The sequence below is a fragment of the Maritimibacter sp. DP1N21-5 genome, from assembly GCF_019218295.1.
Lineage (GTDB): Bacteria > Pseudomonadota > Alphaproteobacteria > Rhodobacterales > Rhodobacteraceae > Maritimibacter.
Genome location: NZ_JAHUZF010000006.1, coordinates 1,271,772 through 1,291,248, shown reverse-complemented (window position 1 = coordinate 1,291,248; position 19,477 = coordinate 1,271,772). Strand labels below are relative to the sequence as shown.

Here is a 19,477-nt window from a genome sequence, read left to right as displayed (position 1 = left end):
CACGATGATGAAGAACGCGATGAAATCGACCTCGGTGCTGGCCCTTTGCACCGCGCTCATGGTGCCCCCGGCCTTTGCACAGGATGCAGCGGCGGAGGCGGAAGCCGAACTGGAGACCTGCGGCCTCGCGGGCCCGTTCCCCTGCGTGCTGGAAGACGGCACCGAAATCGCGAACGCCATGGAACTCGCCAAGGCCAAGATCATGGGCACGGACGGCGAGGCGGAAGAACAGGCCGCCGATCCGACCGCTCCTGCGGAACCGGAGGAACCGGCGGCCGCAGAAGCGCCAGCCGAGCCGGTAGAGCCCGGCGAGGCCGTCGAAGAGTCTGCCGAGGCCGGAGCCCCGGCGCCGGCGGAGGAGTCCGTCGAGGAGCCGGTGACGGCCGAGAGCGAAGCGGACGCCGAGGTGGAAGCCGAAGTTGAAGCGCCGGCCGCCGAGGCGGAAGTTCAGGCAGAGACGGAAACCGAGGTCGAGACGACCGAAGCGCCTGCCGAGGAAGCTGCCCCGGTTGAAGCTGAAGAGGACAGAAGCCTCGTTGAGCAATTGGCCGATCAGCTGACTGGTGATGACGCAGAGGAGCCTGCGGCGGAAGAAACGGTGGCCGAGGAAGCCCCGGTTGAAGAACCCGTCGACGAGCCGGTTGAAGAGACCGTTGCCGAGGATCCGGCCGCTGAAGAAGCTCCGGTCGAAGAAGACATGACCGCCGGCGAGCGGATCGAGTCCGACACTTCTGCGGAGAGCGCCGAAGCCCCCGACGCCCCGGCCGAGGAAGAGGACCGGAACCTCGTTCAGGAACTCGCGGACCAACTCACCGGCGACGATGCGGAAGCGGAAGCGGACGTTGAAACGACGGCCGATACCGGTGCCGCGCCCGAAGACACCGCCGAAGCCGATGCGGCAGGCGAAGTCATCGCACAGGACGTGATGCCGGAAGAGCCGGTCGAAGACCAAGCCCCGACGGCCGCCGCAGCCGCCGAAGCCGAAGCGGATGCCGAGATGGCCGCCGATGAAGAAGGCGTCGTCGTCGAAGAGGTGACCGATGAATCGACCCGTTCGGCGGATGAGGAATACACGACCCAGGTCGCTTCGGCGCAGGAAAGCCGCGCGCAGGCTGAAACGAACAGCCAGAACACCGGCTCCGGTGGTCTGCGCGATGTGCTGAACCGTGAACTCACCGACTTCGAGAAACTCGTGCTCGTCGGGCTTGGCGGCGTGGCCGTGGGCACGGTGCTCGCCAATGGTGACGAGGTGGTCTCGAACTCGGGCGACCGGATCGTGGTGCAGAACCCCGATGGCACGTATAGCGTGCTGAAGAACGACGACGAAATCCTCCGTCAGCCGGGTGCAGTCGTGTCGACGAAGTCCTTCGACGACGGATCGACCCGCACCATCGTGGACCGCGAGGATGGCACTCGCATCATCACGGTGCGCGCTGCCGACGGCACGGTGCTCAAGCGGACCAAGGTGACACCGGACGGACGCTCCATCGTCCTCTTCGACGACACCATCGCCGCACAACCGGTGAGCCGTCAGGAGGTCGTTTCCTACCAGCCGGCGCCTTCCGTGCAGATGTCGTCGTCCGACGAGGTGGCCTTGCGCGAAGCATTGATGGCGTCCATGAACCAGTCGCCGGACCGGACCTTCTCGCTCCGTCAGATCCGGGAGTATTCGCAGGTTCGTGACCTCGCGCCGGTCATCGAGGTGGATGCGATCACCTTCAATACGGGCTCGGCGGTCATCACCTCGAGCCAGGCGGAAGAACTGGCCGCGCTTGGCACCGCCATCCGTGACGTGATCGCCGAGGTGCCGGACGCGGTGTTTCTTGTCGAAGGGCACACCGACACCGTGGGCGATGCGGCCTATAACCTCGCCCTCTCGGACCGTCGGGCCGAAAGCGTCGCGCTGGCGCTTACGGAATACTTCGACGTGCCGCCGGAGAACCTGATCACGCAAGGCTACGGCGAGAGCGATCTCAAGGTGGCCCAGGCGGGCGACATTCGCGAAAACCGTCGCGCCAATGTCCGCAACATCACGCCGCTTCTTCAGTAGGTTTCGGACACACAGAAAAACGAAAGGCCCCTGCGAGAGCGGGGGCCTTTTTCTGTTCGCGACGGAGTATCCGAGGCGGCCGTTACTTCGACACGGGTCCGATCATCATGACCATCTGGCGACCCTCGAGCTTCGGCATGTTCTCGACCTTGCCGATCTCCTTCACGTCCTCGGCGACCCGTTCGAGCAGATCACGGCCAAGGTTCTGGTGCGCCATTTCGCGGCCCCGAAACCGGAGCGTGACCTTCACCTTGTCGCCGTTCTCGAGGAACTTGAACACAGACCGCATCTTCACGTCGTAGTCGTGGGTGTCCGTGTTGGGACGGAACTTCACCTCTTTGACCTCGATGATCTTCTGCTTCTTGCGCGCCTCGGATTCCCGCTTCTGCTGTTCGTATTTGAACTTGCCGAAGTCCATGATCTTGCACACGGGCGGGGTGGCGTTGGGCGAAATCTCGACAAGGTCGAGGCCGGCTTCTTCAGCCATGCGCATCGCTTCCTGGGGGGAAACGACGCCGACGTTTTCGCCATCTGCACCGATCAAGCGAATCTCGGGGGCACGGATACGGTCGTTGATCCGGGGGCCGGTGTCGCGAGTGGGCGGTGCGTTGTGGGGTCTGCGAGCTATGACGGAATTCCTTTGTGTCGTTGCAGGGTGTTTCGGGCTGCGAAAATAGGCGGGAGCCTGTAGGCTTTCAAGGGCAATTCGGGCCCATTCCAGGGGCAAATGGGACAATCGGACCGCATTGCGGCGCGCCTTCCGGCCCGACTTGAACCCGGGCGCCCCGAGGGTCATGTGTTAAGCAGTGATTAACTTCAGCGAGAGGGTGGAACGATGCGTGGACTGTTGTGGGTGATCATATTGGTCGTCATCGTCGCGGCGGGCTATTTCTGGTATGTCAACAACGGCGATACCGACGCGGCCATGAGTGACATGCAGGACGCCGCAAGCGAGGCCGCGGAAGCGGTCGGCGAGGCGGCGGAGGCTGTCGGAGAGGCAGCGCAGGAGGCGACGGATACCGCCGCGGGCGCGGCGGACGATGCCGCGCAGGCTGCGCGTGACGCGGCGAGCGAAGCGGCCGATACCGCCGGCGAGGCGGCTGCGGCGGCGCAGGAAGCCGCCGAAGAGGCGGCGGAAACGGCGGCGGAGGCGGCTGAGAACGCGAGCCAGGCGGCGCAGGATGCGGCGTCGACAGCCGCCGATACGGCGACGGAAACCGCGACCGGGGCTGCGGAAATGGCGGAAGAGGCGGCCGAGAGCGCGGCGGATGCGGCGCAGTCTGCCAGCGAAGCCGCGGCGGATGGCGCTGAGACGGCGGCTCAATCGGCAGCGGACGCCGCCGAAGGCGCGGCGGATGCAGCACAATCGGCTGCCGACACGGCCGAGGCCGCGGCGATGGATGCCGCCGGGATCACCGACCTCCTCAACCCCGAGACTTGGGACGCGACCCGAGTGGTCGAGGTGATCGAAGGGTCTGACCTTGGCGACGGCGTGAAGGAAACGCTGGTCGGCGCGGTCGAAGCGACCGAGGGCAATCCCGACATGGTGCCCGACGTGATCGAACAGATCCGAACCGCCTTTGGCATGTGACCGGGGTGACCTGAACGAAAAACGCCGCGTCCCGAGGGCGCGGCGTTTCCGATTGGTCGGGTGAAGCGGCCTCAGTCGAGGAAGGCCTTCTCCACAACGTAGTGTTTCGGGTCCGAGTTCGCGCCTTCCTCGAGACCGTAGCCCTCGAGCATCTCCTTGATCTCGAGGTTGAAGGCGAGGTTGCCGCAGACCATCGCGCGGTCGGTGTCCTTGTTCAGGACCGGCACGCCAAGATCGGCAAAGACCTCGCCCGAGCGCATGAGGTCGGTGATCCGGCCCATCTTCGGGCTCTCTTCGCGGGTCGTGGTGGGATAGTAGCGGATCTTCTCGTGGAAATCCGGGCCCATGAGTTCGTGAAGAAGCTCGTCGGTCTTGATGCTTTCGATCAGGTCGCGGCCATAGGTCAGCTCACCCACTTCCCGGCAGGTGTGCGTGATGATGACCTCGTCGTAATCCTCGTAGGTCTGCGGTTCGCGCAGGAGCGAGGCGAAGGGCGCGAACCCGGTGCCGGTGGCGAATAACCACAGGCGCTTGCCGGGGAGCAGCGCGTCATGGACCAGCGTGCCGACGGGTTTCGGGCGCAAGATGATCTCGTCGCCCGGCTGGATATGCTGGAGTTTCGACGTGAGCGGACCGTCCTGCACCTTGATCGAATAGAACTCGAGCTCCTCGTCCCAAGAGGGCGAGGCGATGGAATAGGCGCGCAGAAGCGGTTTGCCGTTGTCGCCCATGAGCCCGATCATCACGAATTCTCCCGACCGAAAGCGCATCGTCGCCGGACGGGTGCAGCGGAAGGAAAACAGCCGGTCCGTGTAGTGCTTGACCTCGATGACGGTCTGGGCGTCGGGCAGCGTGGGAACGGGTTTGATTTTCTGAGCTTCGGTCACGGGTGTCACTTCGTTCATCATGATCGCGGGGTCGCTTGGACCCCGCCCTTTCCTCGGTCGTATAGGGGGTATGCGGCGGCGGGTCTACCCGCGCAGCCGCGACTGATGGTCATATGCCTGCCAGTCGGCGCGGAAGAGCCATTGCTCTTCCGGCTGGCGGGCGGCGAGGGCCGGCGTGATCTCGACCTCGTCGAAACCGGCACGCCGCGCCATGGCGTATTGATCGGCGATGAGCCCGGCGCCGGCGCGCAGCCGACCGGTGAATCCCATGAGGCGAAGCTGGCGCGCGGTGGTAAAGCCGCGCCCGTCCGCGAAGGAGCCGAAGGAGATCCGGATCGCCTTGGCGCGCAGAAGCAGCTCGCGGTGCGCGTTCACGTCGTCGGAGGGCGACAGGTCGATGCCGCAGTCGTCACAGCCCGCGCCCGCCGACACGCCCTCGAGCGCGAGGAAGCCGGTGGCGAAGTCGTCGGGCGCGAAGCCCGCGTCGGTCACGATCTGGTTCGCTGTGGGTTGATCGGTCATTGGCGCACCGCCTTTCCGTCGATGAAATGGATCCCGCATTCTTCTTTGTCCGACCCGCGCCAGCGGCCCGCTCGGGGGTCTTCGCCGGGCTTCGTGGCAGAGGTGCAGGGGGCGCAGCCGACGGACTGGAAGCCCTTGGCGGTCAGCGGATGGTTCGGAAGGCCATGGGCCTTCATGTAGTCGCGGAGCTCCTGACCCGACCAATGGGCAAGCGGATTGAACTTGATCCGGTGCCCTTCGATCTCGGCCAGATCGAGCTCGGCCCGCTGGCCACCATGGGCGCGCTTGCGACCCGTGATCCAGCCGTCGAAAGGCGTCAGCGCGCGTTCGAGCGGCAGCACCTTGCGGATGTCGCAGCAGGCGTCGGTGTTTGCCATGTGAAGCCTTCCGAAGCGGTCCTTCGCCTCGATGTCCTCGGGCGCGGGGCGCACGATCTGGACATTGGTCAGGCCGAGGATCAACGCCACGTCCTTCTGGTAGTCGAGCGTTTCGGCAAAGAGCATGCCGGTTTCCAGAAACAGCACCGGGGCGGATTGGTCGACGCGGCTGACCATGTCCAGAAGCACGATGCTTTCGGTGCCGAAGGACGACACCAGCGCGATATGCCCGTGTTCGGTCAGCGCCGCCTCGACCACGCCCTGCGCGTCCATCGGGTCGAATTGCGCATTGATCCGGGCTGCGGTTTCAAGCCGATCCGGGAAGGCCAGAGCTTCAAGCGGCATGGCGGTTTTCCTCGTCGTAGAGCGCGGACTTGAAGGGCTCGGCCCCTGTCCGTGCGATGGTGTCGCGGAAGCGTTCGCCTTCGGCCCGGAGGTCGAGATAGGCTTGGATCAGCCGCTCCACGGCATCCACCACTTCGTCATAGGCGAAACCCGGTCCGGTCTTTTCGCCGATCTTCATGTCGGGTCCGGCATCGCCGCCCAGCGTGATCTGGTAGTTCTCAACACCGGCCCTGTCGAGCCCGAGGATACCGATGTCACCCAGATGGTGATGACCGCAGGCGTTGATGCAGCCGGAAATCTTGATCGCCAGTTCGCCAACTTCGATCTCGTTCTCGGCGAGACGTTCCGAGATTTCCTGCGCAACCGGGATCGACCGGGCGGTCGCCAGCGCGCAATAGTCCATGCCGGGGCAGGCGATGATGTCGGACGCAAGGCCCGCGTTCGCCGTGGCGAGGCCGTGCGCCTTCAGTTCGGCGAAGACGGCCGGGAGGTCGGCCTTGGCCACATGCGGCAGAACGAGGTTCTGCTCTTGCGTCACCCGGATTTCGTTCTGGCCGTAGCGGCGGGCGAGGTCTGCAACAACGCGCATCTGCGACGCACTCGCATCCCCCGGCACGCCCCCATGGGGTTTCAGGCTGACCATGGCGATGGCATAGTCTTCGGCGAAATGCGGGCGCAGGTTCACGTCCGCCCAGGAGCGGAACACCGGGTCGGCTTCATAGGCGGCCTCGAAGGCGCCGCTGTCGCGCGGGGCGAGCATCGGGCGGGCGAAGCCGTCCTGAAGCTCTGCGAGCAGATGCTGGTCGGCGCCCGAGAACTCGGGCCGGATTCGGGCGAAGGCCTCGTCCACGCGGACCGAGAACTCCTCGAGCCCCATCTCGTTCACGGTGATCTTGATGCGCGCCTTGTATTTGTTGTCGCGCCGTCCGGCGAGGTTGTAGACCGACAGAACAGCCTCGAGATAGGGCAGGAGGTCGGCCTGCGGCAGGAAATCCTTGATGACCTTTCCCACGACGGGCGTGCGCCCGAGGCCACCACCGACGAGGATCGCATAGCCGATCTCTCCGTCCCGCTCGACGATGCGCACGGCAAGGTCATGGGCCGCGGTCACGGCCCGGTCGTTCGGGCTGCCGGTCACGGCGATTTTGAACTTGCGACCCAGGAACTGGTATTCCGGGTGATCGGTTGACCAGATGCGGATAAGCTCGGCCACCGGACGCGGGTCTATCAGCTCGTCGGCATGGGCACCGGCGAGCGGATCGGCGGTCACGTTGCGGATCGTGTTGCCCGAGGTCTGGATCGCGTGCAGGTTCACGTCGGCGAGCCGGCCCAGCATGTCGGGCACATCGGTGAGCTTGGGCCAGTTGTACTGGATGTTCTGGCGCGTGGTGAAATGGCCGTAGCCGCGATCCCAGCGCTCGGAAATCTCGGCCAGCACGTCAAGCTGGTCGCTGTTGAGCGTGCCATAGGGAATGGCCACGCGCAGCATATAGGCGTGAAGCTGAAGATAGAGCCCGTTCATCAGCCGCAGGGGGCGGAACTCGTCCTCGGTGAGCGAGCCGTCGATGCGGCGGGCGACCTGGCCGCGAAACTCTTCGACCCGGCGGTCGAGGTAGGTGCGGGTCACGTTCTGGGTTGCGTCGAGCATCAGTTGATCCCCCAGCTCTTGCGGGCGGGCGCCGAAGGCCCGGTCGCGCGGAAGTCTTCACGGAAGTGCGCCGGCCGGATGCCGGTCTCGGTCGCCTCCGCCGGGGCGACATAGGCCCCCACGGCGATCTCGGGCTGGCCGAGTGCAAGCTCGAGCCGCACCTCGGCGCGGGCCTCGTCGGTGATGAACTCGCCCTCGTCGAGCCGCTCGACCCAGTTGTCGTTGGCGGCAAGATAGATCACCTTGCCCGAGATGAGGTCGTTGGCGCTGATGACGCCGGGCTGAAATCGTTTGGCCATGGTCGTATCCGTCCATTTGCTGCACCTGCGAGAGCGCAGGCTTGTCTTGCCTCTCAATATAGAACATTGTCCCAAAATCCGGCCAGTAGCCGGGGCGAATAAGGATGATCGTTCTTGCCGCATGGCAGCGAAGGACCGATCGTCCACCGAAAGGGAGCAAACAGGAATGTCGTCACAACTCGATGACATAGACCGGAAAATCCTTGCGGAACTGCAGGAAGATGCGAGCCAGTCACTCGACGTGATCGCGGCCAAGGTGGGGTCTTCCAAGACCCCGGTCTGGAACCGGATTCGCAAGATGCGCGAGGCTGGGGTGATCGGTCCGCAGACGGTGATCGTGGACGCAGAGAAGCTGGGGCTCGAGGCCTGTTTCTTCGTGCTCATCCGGACGTCCGAGCACGAGGCCGACTGGCAGGACCGCTTCCTGCGCACGCTCCGCGCGCGCCCCGAGGTGATGGAGGCGCACCGCCTGGCCGGAGAGATCGACTATATCCTCAAGGTCCGCGTCGCCAATGCCCGCGCTTATGACACTTTTTATCAGGCGTTGATTTCCGAGGTGAAGATCTTCAACGTGACGGCGCTCCTGTCGATGGAAGAGATCAAGTTCACCACGCAACTGCCTCTCTAGACACGAATTTCCCAGTCGCGCCTCTCTTCATCGCTTCACAAATACCTTGGAGAGGGGTTTGGGGAGAGGCTAGCCTCTCCCCAAGCGGTCGGATTTCGGCGCAGCCGAAGTTCGACACTCAATTCTGAGCGACGCGTTTTCTTGGCATTGCCGCCGAGGTCGCCAGAAGGCCCTGACCCAAATGCACCACATGCTGGGCCTGCGCGAAGTGCAACTGGAAGAGCCGCACCGGCCCGCGCCCCTGCATCGGCGCAAAATAGGCGCCATCGGCCAGCCTGCGTGCCTCGACCAGCGCGGCCTTCTTCCCGAAGATCATCTCGGCCCGCCAGTCGCGGATCAGGAGCTTCTGACGCGCGGAGATCACGAGGTTTCGCCCGTTATCGTCGTCCATCACCGAAGGCCGGATGCGGATCGCCTCGCAGGCGGCGATCTGTCGGACAGTGACCCGGTCAAGCCGCTGAAGCCCCGCGTCATAGGTCACGACCCTGTCGCCGGGTTCAAGGAATTCGACGGGCAGCGCCCCGTCAGCGGTCATCACCGTGGCGCCGAGGCCGAGGCCCGACCGGCATAGAGGAAGGGTCACGCGCACGGACTGGCCGGCCGCGACGGTCGTCACGATCTGGGTCATCTGGATACCTGCTCAAGGTTGCCTGTTTTCTTTTTTCCACAGGCTAACCTTAGATTTCGTAAAGCGCCAAGCAGATTTCCACGATTTCGCCACAGTGCCCCTCGCATCCGCCGGGCGGTGATGCTAAATCGGCGCACGTGCGGGTGTGGCGAAACTGGTAGACGCACCAGATTTAGGTTCTGGCGCCTTTGGCGTGGGGGTTCGAGTCCCTTCACCCGCACCACTTCAGGTCTTCCGAATTGAAGAATTGGCTTGGGACGCTTGCCCGCAAACACCTGCCGTGGCGAGCCGAGGACGTTACCGGCCGTTTCCAGTCGAACTGTCTGAAAACACGCCCGGAACATTTGCGGGGACCGTCTGTTCGATCTCTCCAGAACCCCTTGGAGGAGAACCGATCTAATGACACGATTAGCAACTGTGGTCCTGCCCGTGGCGGGTAGTGGCACTCGAATGCGCCCCGCGACGGACGCAACCGCGAAGGAGCTCTTGCCGATATACGACACGCCCCTTCTACTCTTCGCCCTGGAAGAAGCCGTGGCGTCGGGCGCGCAACGCCTCGTCTTTGTCAGTCGAGCAACGAAGCCGGGGATTTCGAACTATGTCGAGCATCTGATGTCCCAAGAACCTTCCTTCGCCGGCGTGGAGGTTCGTTCCGTCGATCAAGGAGAGCCCCTTGGTCTTGGCCACGCCGTCCTGAGCGCCCGGCCCGAGGTGCTGCCGGGACCCGTGGGCGTGCTCCTGCCGGATGACCTCATTCTTGGCGCGCCGGTGCTCGCGGAAATGGCGGATGTCTTTGATCCTGCGAGCATGGACTGCCTGGCCGCAGCGCAGCGCGTGGACCGTGCCGAAAGCAGCCGCTATGGCATGTTCGATCTGGCCATGGCGAGTGTCGGCTCCGCGGTCCTGCCGGCGCGCACGCTGGTTGAAAAGCCTGATCCGGCAGATGCGCCTTCTGACCTTGCGGTGGTCGGTCGATACGTCTTGTCGGAGAAGATCTGGCCCGTTCTCGAAAAGACGACCGAGGGGGCAGGGGGCGAGATCCAGCTTACCGATGCCATCGCCGGATTGGACCGGCTCTACGCCTTCCAGTTTTCTGGCTGCCGTTACGACTGCGGAGACAAGGAAGGCTGGTTTTCCGCCACCCAGGCGGTGCGCAGTGACCGTCTGAGAAAGGAAACAGTGGCCGCAGAGTAGGTTCCGCGCGCGTGGCGTCGTTTCCTCCGAGGACTGTATTGATAAGGTGTCCCACGCGCGCGGCCTGGCGGCCGAACGGTCGTGGGACCACCCCCCCGAAGATCTCCACGAGGCAGAATGGCCCTCACCGCGCGTCTGGCCATGTCGCCGCTTTCCGGTGATTCCCGAAGCAGGAACGCGATGCTTCGGTCTCAGGAATCTCCCTGTTTAAGGCTTAGGGAATAAAACGTTCTCCTGCGAGACTTTGTTCCTGAACTTCGACACGCGGTCTTTCTGCCGACCACAATTCGCCCGTTCACGTCCGGCGTGTAAGCCAGAGTCCGCCGTCGAGACTGACGTTTAAACTATGTTGTCTCCCCTCCAACGCCCCCGCTTTTCCCTGATTCCAGGTCGCTGACGCAGTCCCAAATCCGCGTCACATGGCGATGAATGAAGCAGTGGTGCGGGTTGCTCGCCCGCCACCTGATGAGGAGGTCTGAAATGAACGCGCTGCCGAGCCTTTCCGTTGACCGGGACGAGAGAATGTCCAATTGCCGGAGGCGGTCCTCCAGCCCGGCGCCCGGACAGCGGAAAATACCCGAACCTGCACCGAAACGAGCGGTCGTTTCTCCGGCCAAGTCCGACGTGGGCCTCGACCCTGACCTCACGATCGAATGGCTTCCGGCACTGCGCGGTTTCGCCGGCTCGCTAACCCGCAACGCGACCGATGCCGAGGACCTTGTGCAGGAGACGCTGCTCAAGGCCGTGCGGTATCAGGACAAGTTCCGATCCGGCACGAACCTGAAGGCCTGGCTGTTCGTGATCATGCGCAACTCGTTTTACAACCAGATTGCCAAACGTCGTCGCGAAGTCACCGGACCGGAAGGCTGCGTGTCGGAACACGTGTCCTCGCCCGCAACACAGGAATGGTCTTTGCGCGGAAAAGAGGTCATGCGCGCGGTCAGGGACCTGCCGCCGCACTACCGAAGGCTCTTCGTCCTCGTCGTGATGCTTGGCGAAACCTATGAAACGAGCGCCGAGCTGTGCGGCATCCGGGTGGGCACCGTGAAAAGCCGCGTCAACCGTTCGCGCCGCCTTGTCATTGCGTCTCTGGGTGACGACGGGCCGTGATCGGGGGACGGCGCCGAATGGGCGGCCCGCACATGGGCCGCCCTTCCGCGTTCAGCATCGCTCAGGAGCTGCGTCCTGTCGCGGAGGTCCGCGACGGGCTGCCATCGCGCTGGACGCGAAGGTTGTTCTGGACGTGCTCGACGCCGCTCACGCTGTCGGCGCAATCCTCTGCCGCCCGCTTGGCTCCTCGGGAATCGACGGTGCCGTCGAGGGTCACTTCACGGTCCTTCACAGTCACGGAGATCTCCGTGGCATCGACGCGCGCATTGTCGGTCAGGCGGTCGTTCACGTCCTCTTCGATGCGGCTGTCCGAGCGTTGGTAGGACTTGGGGCCACGGCCACGATGATCCATTTCCCGACGCCGCTCGGCGTCCTCGTCGCCGAACCACGACGACACTTCGTCCGAGGCCCGATCGAGGAAGTCGCGGTCGTCGTCGCGCCTCCGCTGATTCCGGCGCCCATAGGTGCGGTCGGCCCAGTTCCCGCGGTACGGCCCGGTCGGCGGATAGCCGAAGAAGGGGTCGCCGCCCCAGCGGCCATAGACATCGCGGGTGGAGGATGGCCACCCACGGCTTCGGTCGGGATGGCGCTCACCCTCCCAGTATCCGGCGCCCTCGCCAAAATGGTCGCCGTAGTCCTCGCGCCCATAGGGTGCGTCGAACCTCGCGTCCGGGTTGTCGCGACGACCCCGCCCCCAGGCCGCTTCGTCAAAGCCGCGCCGCTGATCCTCGCGGGCGTAGGACTCGTCCCGATCGCCCGTGTAGCCTGAATGATGTGTCCTTCGTCTGTTCATCTCTCGAACTCCTTTGAGGTTGGATCGACAGAACAGCCACGCCACGAACCTGTTCCCGGGAAATCGGCATGATTGGCATTTGGGGCACAGCAGGCGTCACTCGCGCCGACCGAGCATCTCCGTCAGCAGGGACGCTGTCGCGATGTACACGGGCACCCCGGTCTCATCCCGGACGAGCACGACAAAGGTGCCTCTGCCACCATCCGGCATCTCGTCGCGAAAGATCAGCGCCAGCTCGCGCTGCGCCATCTTGCGCAACTCGTCCAGATTGGCGCAATAAACGCCGATCTCGTCATCCGTTCGTTGCCGTCCGTCATTCACCTCAAAGTAGAACCTTGGCATGGGTTACCTCTGCGGCGAAACCGGGCGGTCGTCGAACGTGCCCTGACCTGGGCCGACACGGCCGGAGACCGCGACGGAGACGGGTTGATCGAATACCTTCGATCTGGCGACAGCGGCGGGTTGCGCAATGAGGGCTGGAAGGACAGCACAAACGCGATGTTCCATGCCGACGGCGCCCTGGCCGAAGGTTCGATCGCACTGGTCGAAGATGAGGCCTAACACTGCGCGGCCCGGCGCGCGGCAGCGTTTCTGTTCCGAGCGCTGGGGGACGATCGCGAGGCCGACGGCTGCGCGGGGCGCGCCGACGCGATCGCAGAGCGTCGGACCCAGGATTTTGGGGACCCGGACCTGGGTACATGGGTCATGGGGCTGGAGGGCGACAAAAGGGCGATGCGTCGTGACCTCGAATGCTGGTCACGTCCTTTTTGCCGGTGCTGCGACAGAGGCTCAGGCCGCAGGCTTCGCGGCCCTGTGCGACTCGCCAGACTTCGCGGCGACATGGGGTCTGCGCACCGTTGCCGCAGGCACACCCCGTTTCAATCCGATGGGCTACCACACCGGCAGCATCTGGCCGCATGACGCGAGCCTCACCGTGGCCGGACTGTGCCGCTATGGCGAGAAACGGCGTGCCGCCCGTCTGGCCGAGGGTCTCTTCGCGGCCTCGCGCGAGGTTCGGCTGCGTGGCCTGCCGGAGCTTTGCTGCGGCCTTGACGCAGGCGAGCCGCCCCGGCTCGTGTCCTATCCCTCTGCCTGCTCGACGCAGGCCTGGGCCGCCGGCAGCCCCTTTCTGTGTCTCAAGGCACTGATCGGGCTGGACATCGACATGACCCGCGAGGGGGAGCCAGTCACCTTGGCCGACCCCTGGCTTCCCGACGGTATCGACCGGTTGGACATCGAACGTCTCCCGGTGGCCGCCGCCGGCAGGGCGTCCATCCGCGTCGAAAGGACCGGATCCGAGAGGTTTCAGAGCGAGGTCGCTCTCACCGGCGACAAGACCTGAGGCCCTGACGCGTCCTGATGGCGCGTTCAGGAACATTGCCGTTTCACGTCTGTTTCAGGGACCGCAGAAGAGTTCTGGAGGCACAGATGCATTACCCTCTTTCAATCCCGCTTGTGGCGCTGCTGGCTGCCACGCCACCCGGACAGGCGCTCTCGCAAGAGGCCCTGACGCTTGGCGTGACGACGAACGACGAATATGGCGCCTACCTCGTCGGGCCGGACGACCGCCCGGTCTATACGCTCCTGACCGATCTCGAGGCCGGAGATGGTCAGGACCCGCTCGACTCCTGTAACGAGGAGTGCCGCGAGCACTGGCCCGTTCTCATGGTCGAGGACGAGCTGCGGGTCGATGACGGTCTCGATCCTGATCTTGCGGAAACGATGGACTGGCAAGGCGAGAGGGTCGCGACCTACGGCGGGCACCCTCTGTTTTACTTCGTGAACGACGGTCCGCATCAGGACCCGGGCGGACAGGGCATGTTCACATACGGCGGATACTGGGCGCTCCTGTCACCCGAGGGCCGTCCGTTACGCACGGATGCCATGCCCGCGGCGGGGCAGGAATAGCTCCCTCGTGAAGGCCCGCCCGTCATCGAATGGGCCCGCCCTGGGGACGGTTAGGGGTCAACCCGGACGCCGGTCGTCGACCGATGACAGCGCCCCCCGAGGCAGTAGTTCTTGCGCTGGTCATATCGGCAGGTTCTTCGGAAGCTCCACCGGCATGTCCGGATCGGCGTCCGGAGGTATCGGATCGGGGGTCCGGTCCGGTGCGGGCGGTTCATACTCGGGCGTGTCGGGAAGGTCGGGCGCCTCTTGCGGATCCCTTTGAGGGACGTTTTCCGGCTCCGGATCGGCGGGGATTTCGCCGGGCGGGGTTCCGGGTGGGGAACCGGGGGGTGACCCGGGCGGATCTTGCGCCGTGGATAGGTGGCTCCTCTGGAACATGTCTTTTCCTTCATTTCATGGTGGGTCCCGGCGTGCTGGCCGGCCTGTTTCCGGACCTTCATCGCCCGGCAATCATCCAACAGGCCGCAGGACGGCTTGTTCCCGCACGTTGGGTCCTTCGGCAGGCCGTCGCCGCCAAGCAACCGGGAACATGCGCGGCACTGATCTGTTCCTTGCCCCGATGGCGGCCGTCCCGGGCGCCAGACAGACAATTGGAGGAACACATGAAATTTCCAGCGATGGCCGCCTGCGCTTTGGCTGGCACTCTGACCCTTCCTGCGCTCCCGCTCGTCGCAGCCGAGGCGAACGCAGAGATCACGGACCGCGACGGCAAAGCCCTGGGCGCCGTCAACCTACGTGACACACCCTCGGGGATCGTGGTCGCGACCCTGACCCTGCTTGGACTGCCCGAGGGCATTCACGCCGTCCACCTGCACGAAACCGGCGATTGCCAGTCTGACGACTTTTCGTCAGCCGGAGGACATGTCGCGGGCGACCGGGATCACGGCGTACTGGTGGAAGGCGGACCGCACCCCGGCGACATGCCCAATCTGACCATCAAGGAAAACGGGATCGGCGAGGTCGAGGTCTTTCTGACGCAACTCGATATCGAGGAGCATATTCTCGACGATGACGGCGCCGCTTTCGTCGTGCACGAGGGCATCGACGACTATGAAAGCCAGCCCTCTGGCGACGCCGGGGATCGGATCGCCTGCGGGACGTTTTCGCAGCGCGACTGACCAGCGCACGTTCAAGCCCGGCGGCCGCGACCGCCAGGTAGGTCAAAGCGGGCAGGGGCCGTGAGGGACGCGCGTCCCTGATGCAAGAAGATCGGGTCCGGGGCGGGCGGCGTCGACGTGCGAGGACGGGTCTCTCCGGTCGTGCCTTGAAATGCCGGGTCCCCGACTGCCTGCCGCCCTGACCGCGTTTTCCCTTGGGTGCTTCCGGCAATCGCGCCGTTCATTGCGAAATCGCAAACTGACGCCCGGCCGGACGTCCTACCCCGGGGCGAGAGCAATCGCCGGGGTCATGCCATGCGCGCCTTCCTTCGTATCCTCGCCGCCGTCGCGGTCCTCCTGACGGGTGTCGCCGCATCGGCGGAGCCGTTGGTGGGCCGGTTTCTGGGCGAGGTTGCGCCGGGTGACATCGTGCCGGGCGCAACGCGGTTCGGGAATATGGATGACAAAGGCCTCGTTCCCGCCCTGAACGGGACAGAGGTTCTGGGCTGGGTCTTTCTCACGTCGGATTTCGTGCCGACGACCGGCTATTCCGGCAAGCCCATCCATGTCGTCGCAGGCATCTCGCCTGACGCCGTCCTGACCGGAGCAAGGCTGGTCAAGCATTCGGAGCCCATCGTTCTCGTGGGTATTCCGGAAAGCGAGATCACCGCGGTGATCGGCCATTACACCGGCTTCGACCTCCATCAGGTGTCGGATCGCGCGCCCGAAGACCTCGAGATCGTGTCGGGAGCGACGGTGACCATCATGGTCATCGACGATTCGATCCTGCGGTCCGGGATCAAGGCGGCGCAGGCTCTTGGCCTCGACGGCTTCGACATGGCGGTTCCGACCGGCCCGACCCGCGCGATCGACCGCGACGCTGGCGAGATCAACGATTGGGACACGCTCGCCGGAAACGGGGCGCTCAAACGCCTGACCATCGACGTCGCCGCGATCAACGCGTCCTTTGCGGAGCTTGGCGACGAGCGCACCAAGAAAGAGATCGAGCCCGCCCCGGAAACCGACGCCTATGTCGATGTCTGGACCGCGCTTGTCAGCCAGCCCGCCATCGGGCGCAGCCTGCTTGGTGACAGCGTTTACGAGAATCTCGCGGCCCGCATGAAGCCAGGAGACGAGGCCATCGCGGTCTTCGGCGGCGGTCGCTGGTCGTTCAAGGGGTCCGGCTATGTGCGCGGCGGTATCTTCGACCGCTTCCAGTTGATCCAGGGCGAGATGTCGCACCGCTTCTTCGACAAGGAACACGCACGGCTCGTCTCGATCGCCGCAGAAAACGCGCCCGCTTTCACCGAGATGGACTTGTTCATCATTCCGGCCGACGCAGGCTTTGACCCGGCCGCGCCGTTCCACCTTCAGTTCCTTATCAGCCGGCCGGTCGGACCGATCGAGAAGGTCTTCATCACCCGCGACCTGGCCTATGAACTGCCGGACGCTTACACCCGGCAGATCGCGGCTCCCGCCCAAGCCGCGCCGGCCTCTCTCGCGGCAGACCGCAACGCGCTCTGGGTCCGGATCTGGGAGACGAAGCGCACGCAGGTCATCGTGCTGGCGGTCGCGCTCGTCCTGCTTTCCGGCATCTTCTTCTTCCAGACCTTCGCCACGAAGAACGCACGTCACTTCGCGCTCCTGCGCAACGCCTACCTCGTGTTCACGCTGGTCTTCGTCGGCTGGATTGCCAACGCCCAACTATCGGTCGTGAACATCCTCGCGGTCTCCAACGCCTTTTTCAGCGACTTCAACTGGGACACGTTCCTGATGGACCCGCTGATCTTCATCCTGTGGTTCGCTGTCGCGGCGGCGCTCCTGTTCTGGGCGCGAGGGGCATATTGCGGCTGGCTCTGTCCCTTCGGCGCCATGCAGGAGCTGTCCAACAAGGTCGCGCGAAAGCTTGGCGTTCCACAGGTGACGCTGCCCTGGGGGCTGCACGAACGGCTCTGGTCGGTGAAATACATCCTGTTTCTCGGGCTCTTCGGCCTGTCACTCTATTCGCTGGAACTCGCCGAACGCTTCGCCGAGGTCGAACCTTTCAAGACCGCGATCATCCTGAAGTTCGCCCGGCCGCTGCCCTTCGTCCTGATCGCGGTCGCGGCACTTCTGCCCGGTCTCTTCATCGAGCGTTTCTATTGCCGCTACGTCTGCCCGCTCGGTGGTGGCCTCGCCATCCCGGCACGGCTCCACATGTTCCGCTGGCTCAACCGCTACAAGGAATGCGGCAATCCCTGTCAGCTTTGCGCCGCCGACTGTCCGGTGAAGGCCATCCACCCGACCGGCGAGATCAACCCGAACGAGTGCATCTCCTGCCTGAATTGCCAGGTGCTCTACCAGGATCACGCGCGCTGCCCGGTCGTCATCAAGACCGACAAGCGGCGCGCGCGTGATGCGGCTGCGACGGCCTCGCTCGCGACGCAGGAAAGCTGGCCGAACCTTGGCCATCCCAATCAAACACCCAAACCCAACTGAAGGAGACCTTCCTATGGACGACGAAAACAAAGGCCTGACGCGGCGCGGGCTGTTCAAGGGCAGCGCGGGGGTCGCCGCCCTCGCCGCGATGGGCGGCACCGGGGGGCTGGGGCTTCTGGCCTCGACCCGTGCTGCCGCTGCCGCGACCGGGGCCGAGATCGCGCCGGGCGAGTTGGACAGCTACTATGGCTTCTGGTCCTCGGGTCAGTCGGGCGAAGTCCGGATCATGGGCGTGCCGTCGATGCGCGAACTGATGCGGATTCCGGTGTTCAACCGATGCTCGGCAACCGGCTGGGGTTCGACCAACGAGAGCCTCAAGATCCTGACCGAGGGCTTGCTTCCCGAAACGCGGGAGTTCCTCGCCAAGCGCGGGCGTCAAACCTATGAGAACGGCGACCTGCACCATCCGCATATGTCCTTCACCGAAGGCACCTATGACGGGCGTTACCTCTTCGTCAACGACAAGGCCAACACCCGCGTCGCGCGCATCCGCTGCGACATCATGAAGACCGACAAGATCATCGAGATCCCGAACACCTCGGACATCCACGGCCTGCGCCCGCAGAAATACCCGCGCACCGGCTATGTCTTTGCCAATGGCGAGCACCGCATCCCGCTTCCCAACGACGGCATCATCCTCGACGAGCCGGAGAAATACGTCTCGATCTTCACCGCCATCGACGGCGACACGATGGAGATTGCCTGGCAGGTGATGGTCGACGGCAACCTCGACAATTGCGATGCCGACTATGAGGGCAAGTTCGCTTTCTCGACCTGCTACAACTCGGAAAACGGCGTCACGCTCGCCGATATGACCGAGAACGAGCAGGACTGGGTCGTGATCTTCGACATCGCGGCGATCGAAGCGGGCGTCGCGGCCGGAGACTTCAAGGAATACAACGGGGTCAAGGTTCTGGACGGTCGCAAGGCCGGAAAATACACCCAGTATATCCCCGTCTCGAATTCGCCCCACGGCTGCAACATGGCGCCCGACAAGGTGCACCTGTGCATCAACGGCAAGCTGTCGCCGACCGTCACCGTGGTCGACGTGACCAAGCTGCCCGACGTCTTCGCAGGCGCCGACCCACGCAGCGCCGTGGTCGCCGAGCCGCAACTGGGTCTCGGGCCGCTCCACACGGCCTACGACGGACGCGGCAATGCCTATACGACGCTCTTCCTCGACAGCCAGATGGTGAAGTGGAACATCGAAGATGCCATCCGTGCCTTCAACGGCGAGGACGTGGACCCGATCATCGAGAAGGTCGACGTGATGTATCAGCCGGGCCACAACCACACCACCATGGGCGAGACGCTGGAGGCCGACGGCCAGTTCCTCATCTCGCTCAACAAGTTCTCCAAGGACCGGTTCCTGAACGTGGGCCCGCTCAAGCCCGAGAACGATCAGCTGATCGCGATTGCCGGCGACAAGATGGAGGTGGTGCACGACGGTCCGACCTTTGCCGAGCCGCACGACTGTATCCTCGTGCGCGCTGACAAGGTGAACCCGGTGTCGGTCTATGACCGGGGCGACATGCTCTGGGAAGACGCCCGCAAGCAGGCCGAGGCCGATGGCGTCGACCTCGACTGGGGTGCCGACGTTATCCGGGACGGCAACAAGGTGCGCGTCTACATGCACTCGGTCGCACCCGCGTTCAGCCTCGACAGCTTCGAGGTGAACCAGGGGGACGAGGTCACGGTCTATGTCACCAACATGGACGAAGTCGACGACCTGACCCACGGCTTCACGCTGGGCAACCACGGCGTCGCAATGGAGGTCGGGCCTCAGGCGACCGCGTCCGTCACCTTCACCGCCGACCGTCCCGGTGTGCACTGGTATTACTGCCAGTGGTTCTGCCACGCGCTCCACATGGAAATGCGCGGCCGGATGCTCGTGAAACCCAAGGCCGCCTGAGGGGTCACGG

The 19,477-nt window shown here is 64.5% G+C and carries 20 protein-coding genes and 1 tRNA gene; 12 read left to right on the top strand and 9 right to left on the bottom strand.

What is annotated here, in order from left to right; all coding sequences use genetic code 11:
- Positions 1-4 precede the first annotated feature (4 nt).
- On the top strand, positions 5-2,050 hold the full coding sequence (locus KJP29_RS14020) for an OmpA family protein (protein ID WP_218464156.1): 2,046 nt from the start codon (positions 5-7) through the stop codon (positions 2,048-2,050).
- A gap of 82 nt (positions 2,051-2,132) precedes the next feature.
- Here KJP29_RS14020 and infC read toward each other — a convergent pair whose 3' ends face one another.
- Positions 2,133-2,678 carry a translation initiation factor IF-3 gene (gene infC / locus KJP29_RS14015; protein WP_218464958.1) on the bottom strand — a complete coding sequence of 182 codons (546 nt, stop codon included), beginning with the start codon at positions 2,676-2,678 and terminating at the stop codon, positions 2,133-2,135.
- Between the two features lie 207 nt (positions 2,679-2,885).
- On the opposite strand from infC, the gene KJP29_RS14010 reads away from it, so the two are divergent.
- Positions 2,886-3,641, top strand: coding sequence for a hypothetical protein (locus KJP29_RS14010; RefSeq protein WP_218464155.1), 756 nt, complete (start codon positions 2,886-2,888; stop codon positions 3,639-3,641).
- Positions 3,642-3,712: 71 nt separating this feature from the next.
- On the opposite strand, the gene KJP29_RS14005 is transcribed toward KJP29_RS14010, so the two are convergent.
- From KJP29_RS14005 to KJP29_RS13985, 5 genes are all read right to left on the bottom strand, one after another.
- Complete coding sequence (locus KJP29_RS14005) at positions 3,713-4,549, bottom strand: ferredoxin--NADP reductase (RefSeq protein WP_218464154.1); 837 nt, start codon at positions 4,547-4,549, stop codon at positions 3,713-3,715.
- Between the two features lie 63 nt (positions 4,550-4,612).
- Positions 4,613-5,050 carry a DUF934 domain-containing protein gene (locus KJP29_RS14000; protein ID WP_218464153.1) on the bottom strand — a complete coding sequence of 146 codons (438 nt, stop codon included), beginning with the start codon at positions 5,048-5,050 and terminating at the stop codon, positions 4,613-4,615.
- Entirely contained in the window at positions 5,047-5,772 is a 726-nt protein-coding gene (locus KJP29_RS13995; RefSeq protein ID WP_218464152.1) for a phosphoadenylyl-sulfate reductase, read from the bottom strand. The genes KJP29_RS14000 and KJP29_RS13995 overlap by 4 nt, the downstream gene beginning before the upstream one ends.
- A complete protein-coding gene (locus KJP29_RS13990) occupies positions 5,762-7,420 on the bottom strand; it encodes a nitrite/sulfite reductase (protein ID WP_218464151.1) in 1,659 nt (552 codons plus the stop codon). Before KJP29_RS13990 ends, KJP29_RS13995 begins: the two co-directional genes overlap by 11 nt.
- Complete coding sequence (locus KJP29_RS13985) at positions 7,420-7,719, bottom strand: DUF2849 domain-containing protein (protein ID WP_218464150.1); 300 nt, start codon at positions 7,717-7,719, stop codon at positions 7,420-7,422. Before KJP29_RS13985 ends, KJP29_RS13990 begins: the two co-directional genes overlap by 1 nt.
- 166 nt (positions 7,720-7,885) lie before the next feature.
- On the opposite strand from KJP29_RS13985, the gene KJP29_RS13980 reads away from it, so the two are divergent.
- The gene (locus KJP29_RS13980) at positions 7,886-8,347 is read left to right on the top strand and encodes an Lrp/AsnC family transcriptional regulator (RefSeq protein WP_218464149.1); all 462 of its coding nucleotides are present in this window, start codon (positions 7,886-7,888) and stop codon (positions 8,345-8,347) included.
- A 118-nt stretch (positions 8,348-8,465) separates the two neighbouring features.
- Here KJP29_RS13980 and KJP29_RS13975 read toward each other — a convergent pair whose 3' ends face one another.
- A complete protein-coding gene (locus tag KJP29_RS13975; RefSeq protein WP_218464148.1) occupies positions 8,466-8,975 on the bottom strand; it encodes a Hint domain-containing protein in 510 nt (169 codons plus the stop codon).
- A gap of 139 nt (positions 8,976-9,114) precedes the next feature.
- Between KJP29_RS13975 and KJP29_RS13970 the strand changes: the two genes are divergently transcribed.
- The 3 genes from KJP29_RS13970 (at position 9,115) to KJP29_RS13960 (ending at position 11,279) form a co-directional block, all read left to right on the top strand.
- Positions 9,115-9,198 (top strand) — tRNA-Leu (locus tag KJP29_RS13970).
- 176 nt (positions 9,199-9,374) lie between these two features.
- A complete protein-coding gene (locus KJP29_RS13965) occupies positions 9,375-10,169 on the top strand; it encodes a UTP--glucose-1-phosphate uridylyltransferase (RefSeq protein WP_218464147.1) in 795 nt (264 codons plus the stop codon).
- A 447-nt stretch (positions 10,170-10,616) separates the two neighbouring features.
- Positions 10,617-11,279 (top strand): sigma-70 family RNA polymerase sigma factor, encoded by a 663-nt coding sequence (locus tag KJP29_RS13960; RefSeq protein WP_255553621.1) that lies wholly within the window; start codon positions 10,617-10,619, stop codon positions 11,277-11,279.
- A gap of 61 nt (positions 11,280-11,340) precedes the next feature.
- Here the strand turns inward: KJP29_RS13960 and KJP29_RS13955 are convergent, their stop codons facing one another.
- Positions 11,341-12,072 carry a BON domain-containing protein gene (locus KJP29_RS13955; protein WP_218464146.1) on the bottom strand — a complete coding sequence of 244 codons (732 nt, stop codon included), beginning with the start codon at positions 12,070-12,072 and terminating at the stop codon, positions 11,341-11,343.
- Positions 12,073-12,168: 96 nt separating this feature from the next.
- Positions 12,169-12,414: a hypothetical protein gene (locus KJP29_RS13950; RefSeq protein ID WP_218464145.1), complete on the bottom strand. Its 246-nt coding sequence runs from the start codon at positions 12,412-12,414 to the stop codon at positions 12,169-12,171.
- 84 nt (positions 12,415-12,498) lie between these two features.
- Between KJP29_RS13950 and KJP29_RS19335 the strand changes: the two genes are divergently transcribed.
- The 6 genes from KJP29_RS19335 to nosZ all read left to right on the top strand — a co-directional run bounded on the left by KJP29_RS19335 (position 12,499) and on the right by nosZ (position 19,467).
- Positions 12,499-12,633 carry a hypothetical protein gene (locus KJP29_RS19335; RefSeq protein ID WP_255553620.1) on the top strand — a complete coding sequence of 45 codons (135 nt, stop codon included), beginning with the start codon at positions 12,499-12,501 and terminating at the stop codon, positions 12,631-12,633.
- A gap of 178 nt (positions 12,634-12,811) precedes the next feature.
- On the top strand, positions 12,812-13,414 hold the full coding sequence (locus KJP29_RS13945; RefSeq protein WP_218464144.1) for a hypothetical protein: 603 nt from the start codon (positions 12,812-12,814) through the stop codon (positions 13,412-13,414).
- Between the two features lie 86 nt (positions 13,415-13,500).
- Positions 13,501-13,980, top strand: coding sequence for a hypothetical protein (locus KJP29_RS13940; protein ID WP_218464143.1), 480 nt, complete (start codon positions 13,501-13,503; stop codon positions 13,978-13,980).
- 602 nt (positions 13,981-14,582) lie between these two features.
- Entirely contained in the window at positions 14,583-15,098 is a 516-nt protein-coding gene (locus tag KJP29_RS13935; protein ID WP_218464142.1) for a superoxide dismutase family protein, read from the top strand.
- 294 nt (positions 15,099-15,392) lie between these two features.
- Positions 15,393-17,555: a NosR/NirI family protein gene (locus tag KJP29_RS13930; RefSeq protein ID WP_218464141.1), complete on the top strand. Its 2,163-nt coding sequence runs from the start codon at positions 15,393-15,395 to the stop codon at positions 17,553-17,555.
- 13 nt (positions 17,556-17,568) lie between these two features.
- Complete coding sequence (nosZ, locus tag KJP29_RS13925; protein WP_218464140.1) at positions 17,569-19,467, top strand: TAT-dependent nitrous-oxide reductase; 1,899 nt, start codon at positions 17,569-17,571, stop codon at positions 19,465-19,467.
- Positions 19,468-19,477 lie beyond the last annotated feature (10 nt).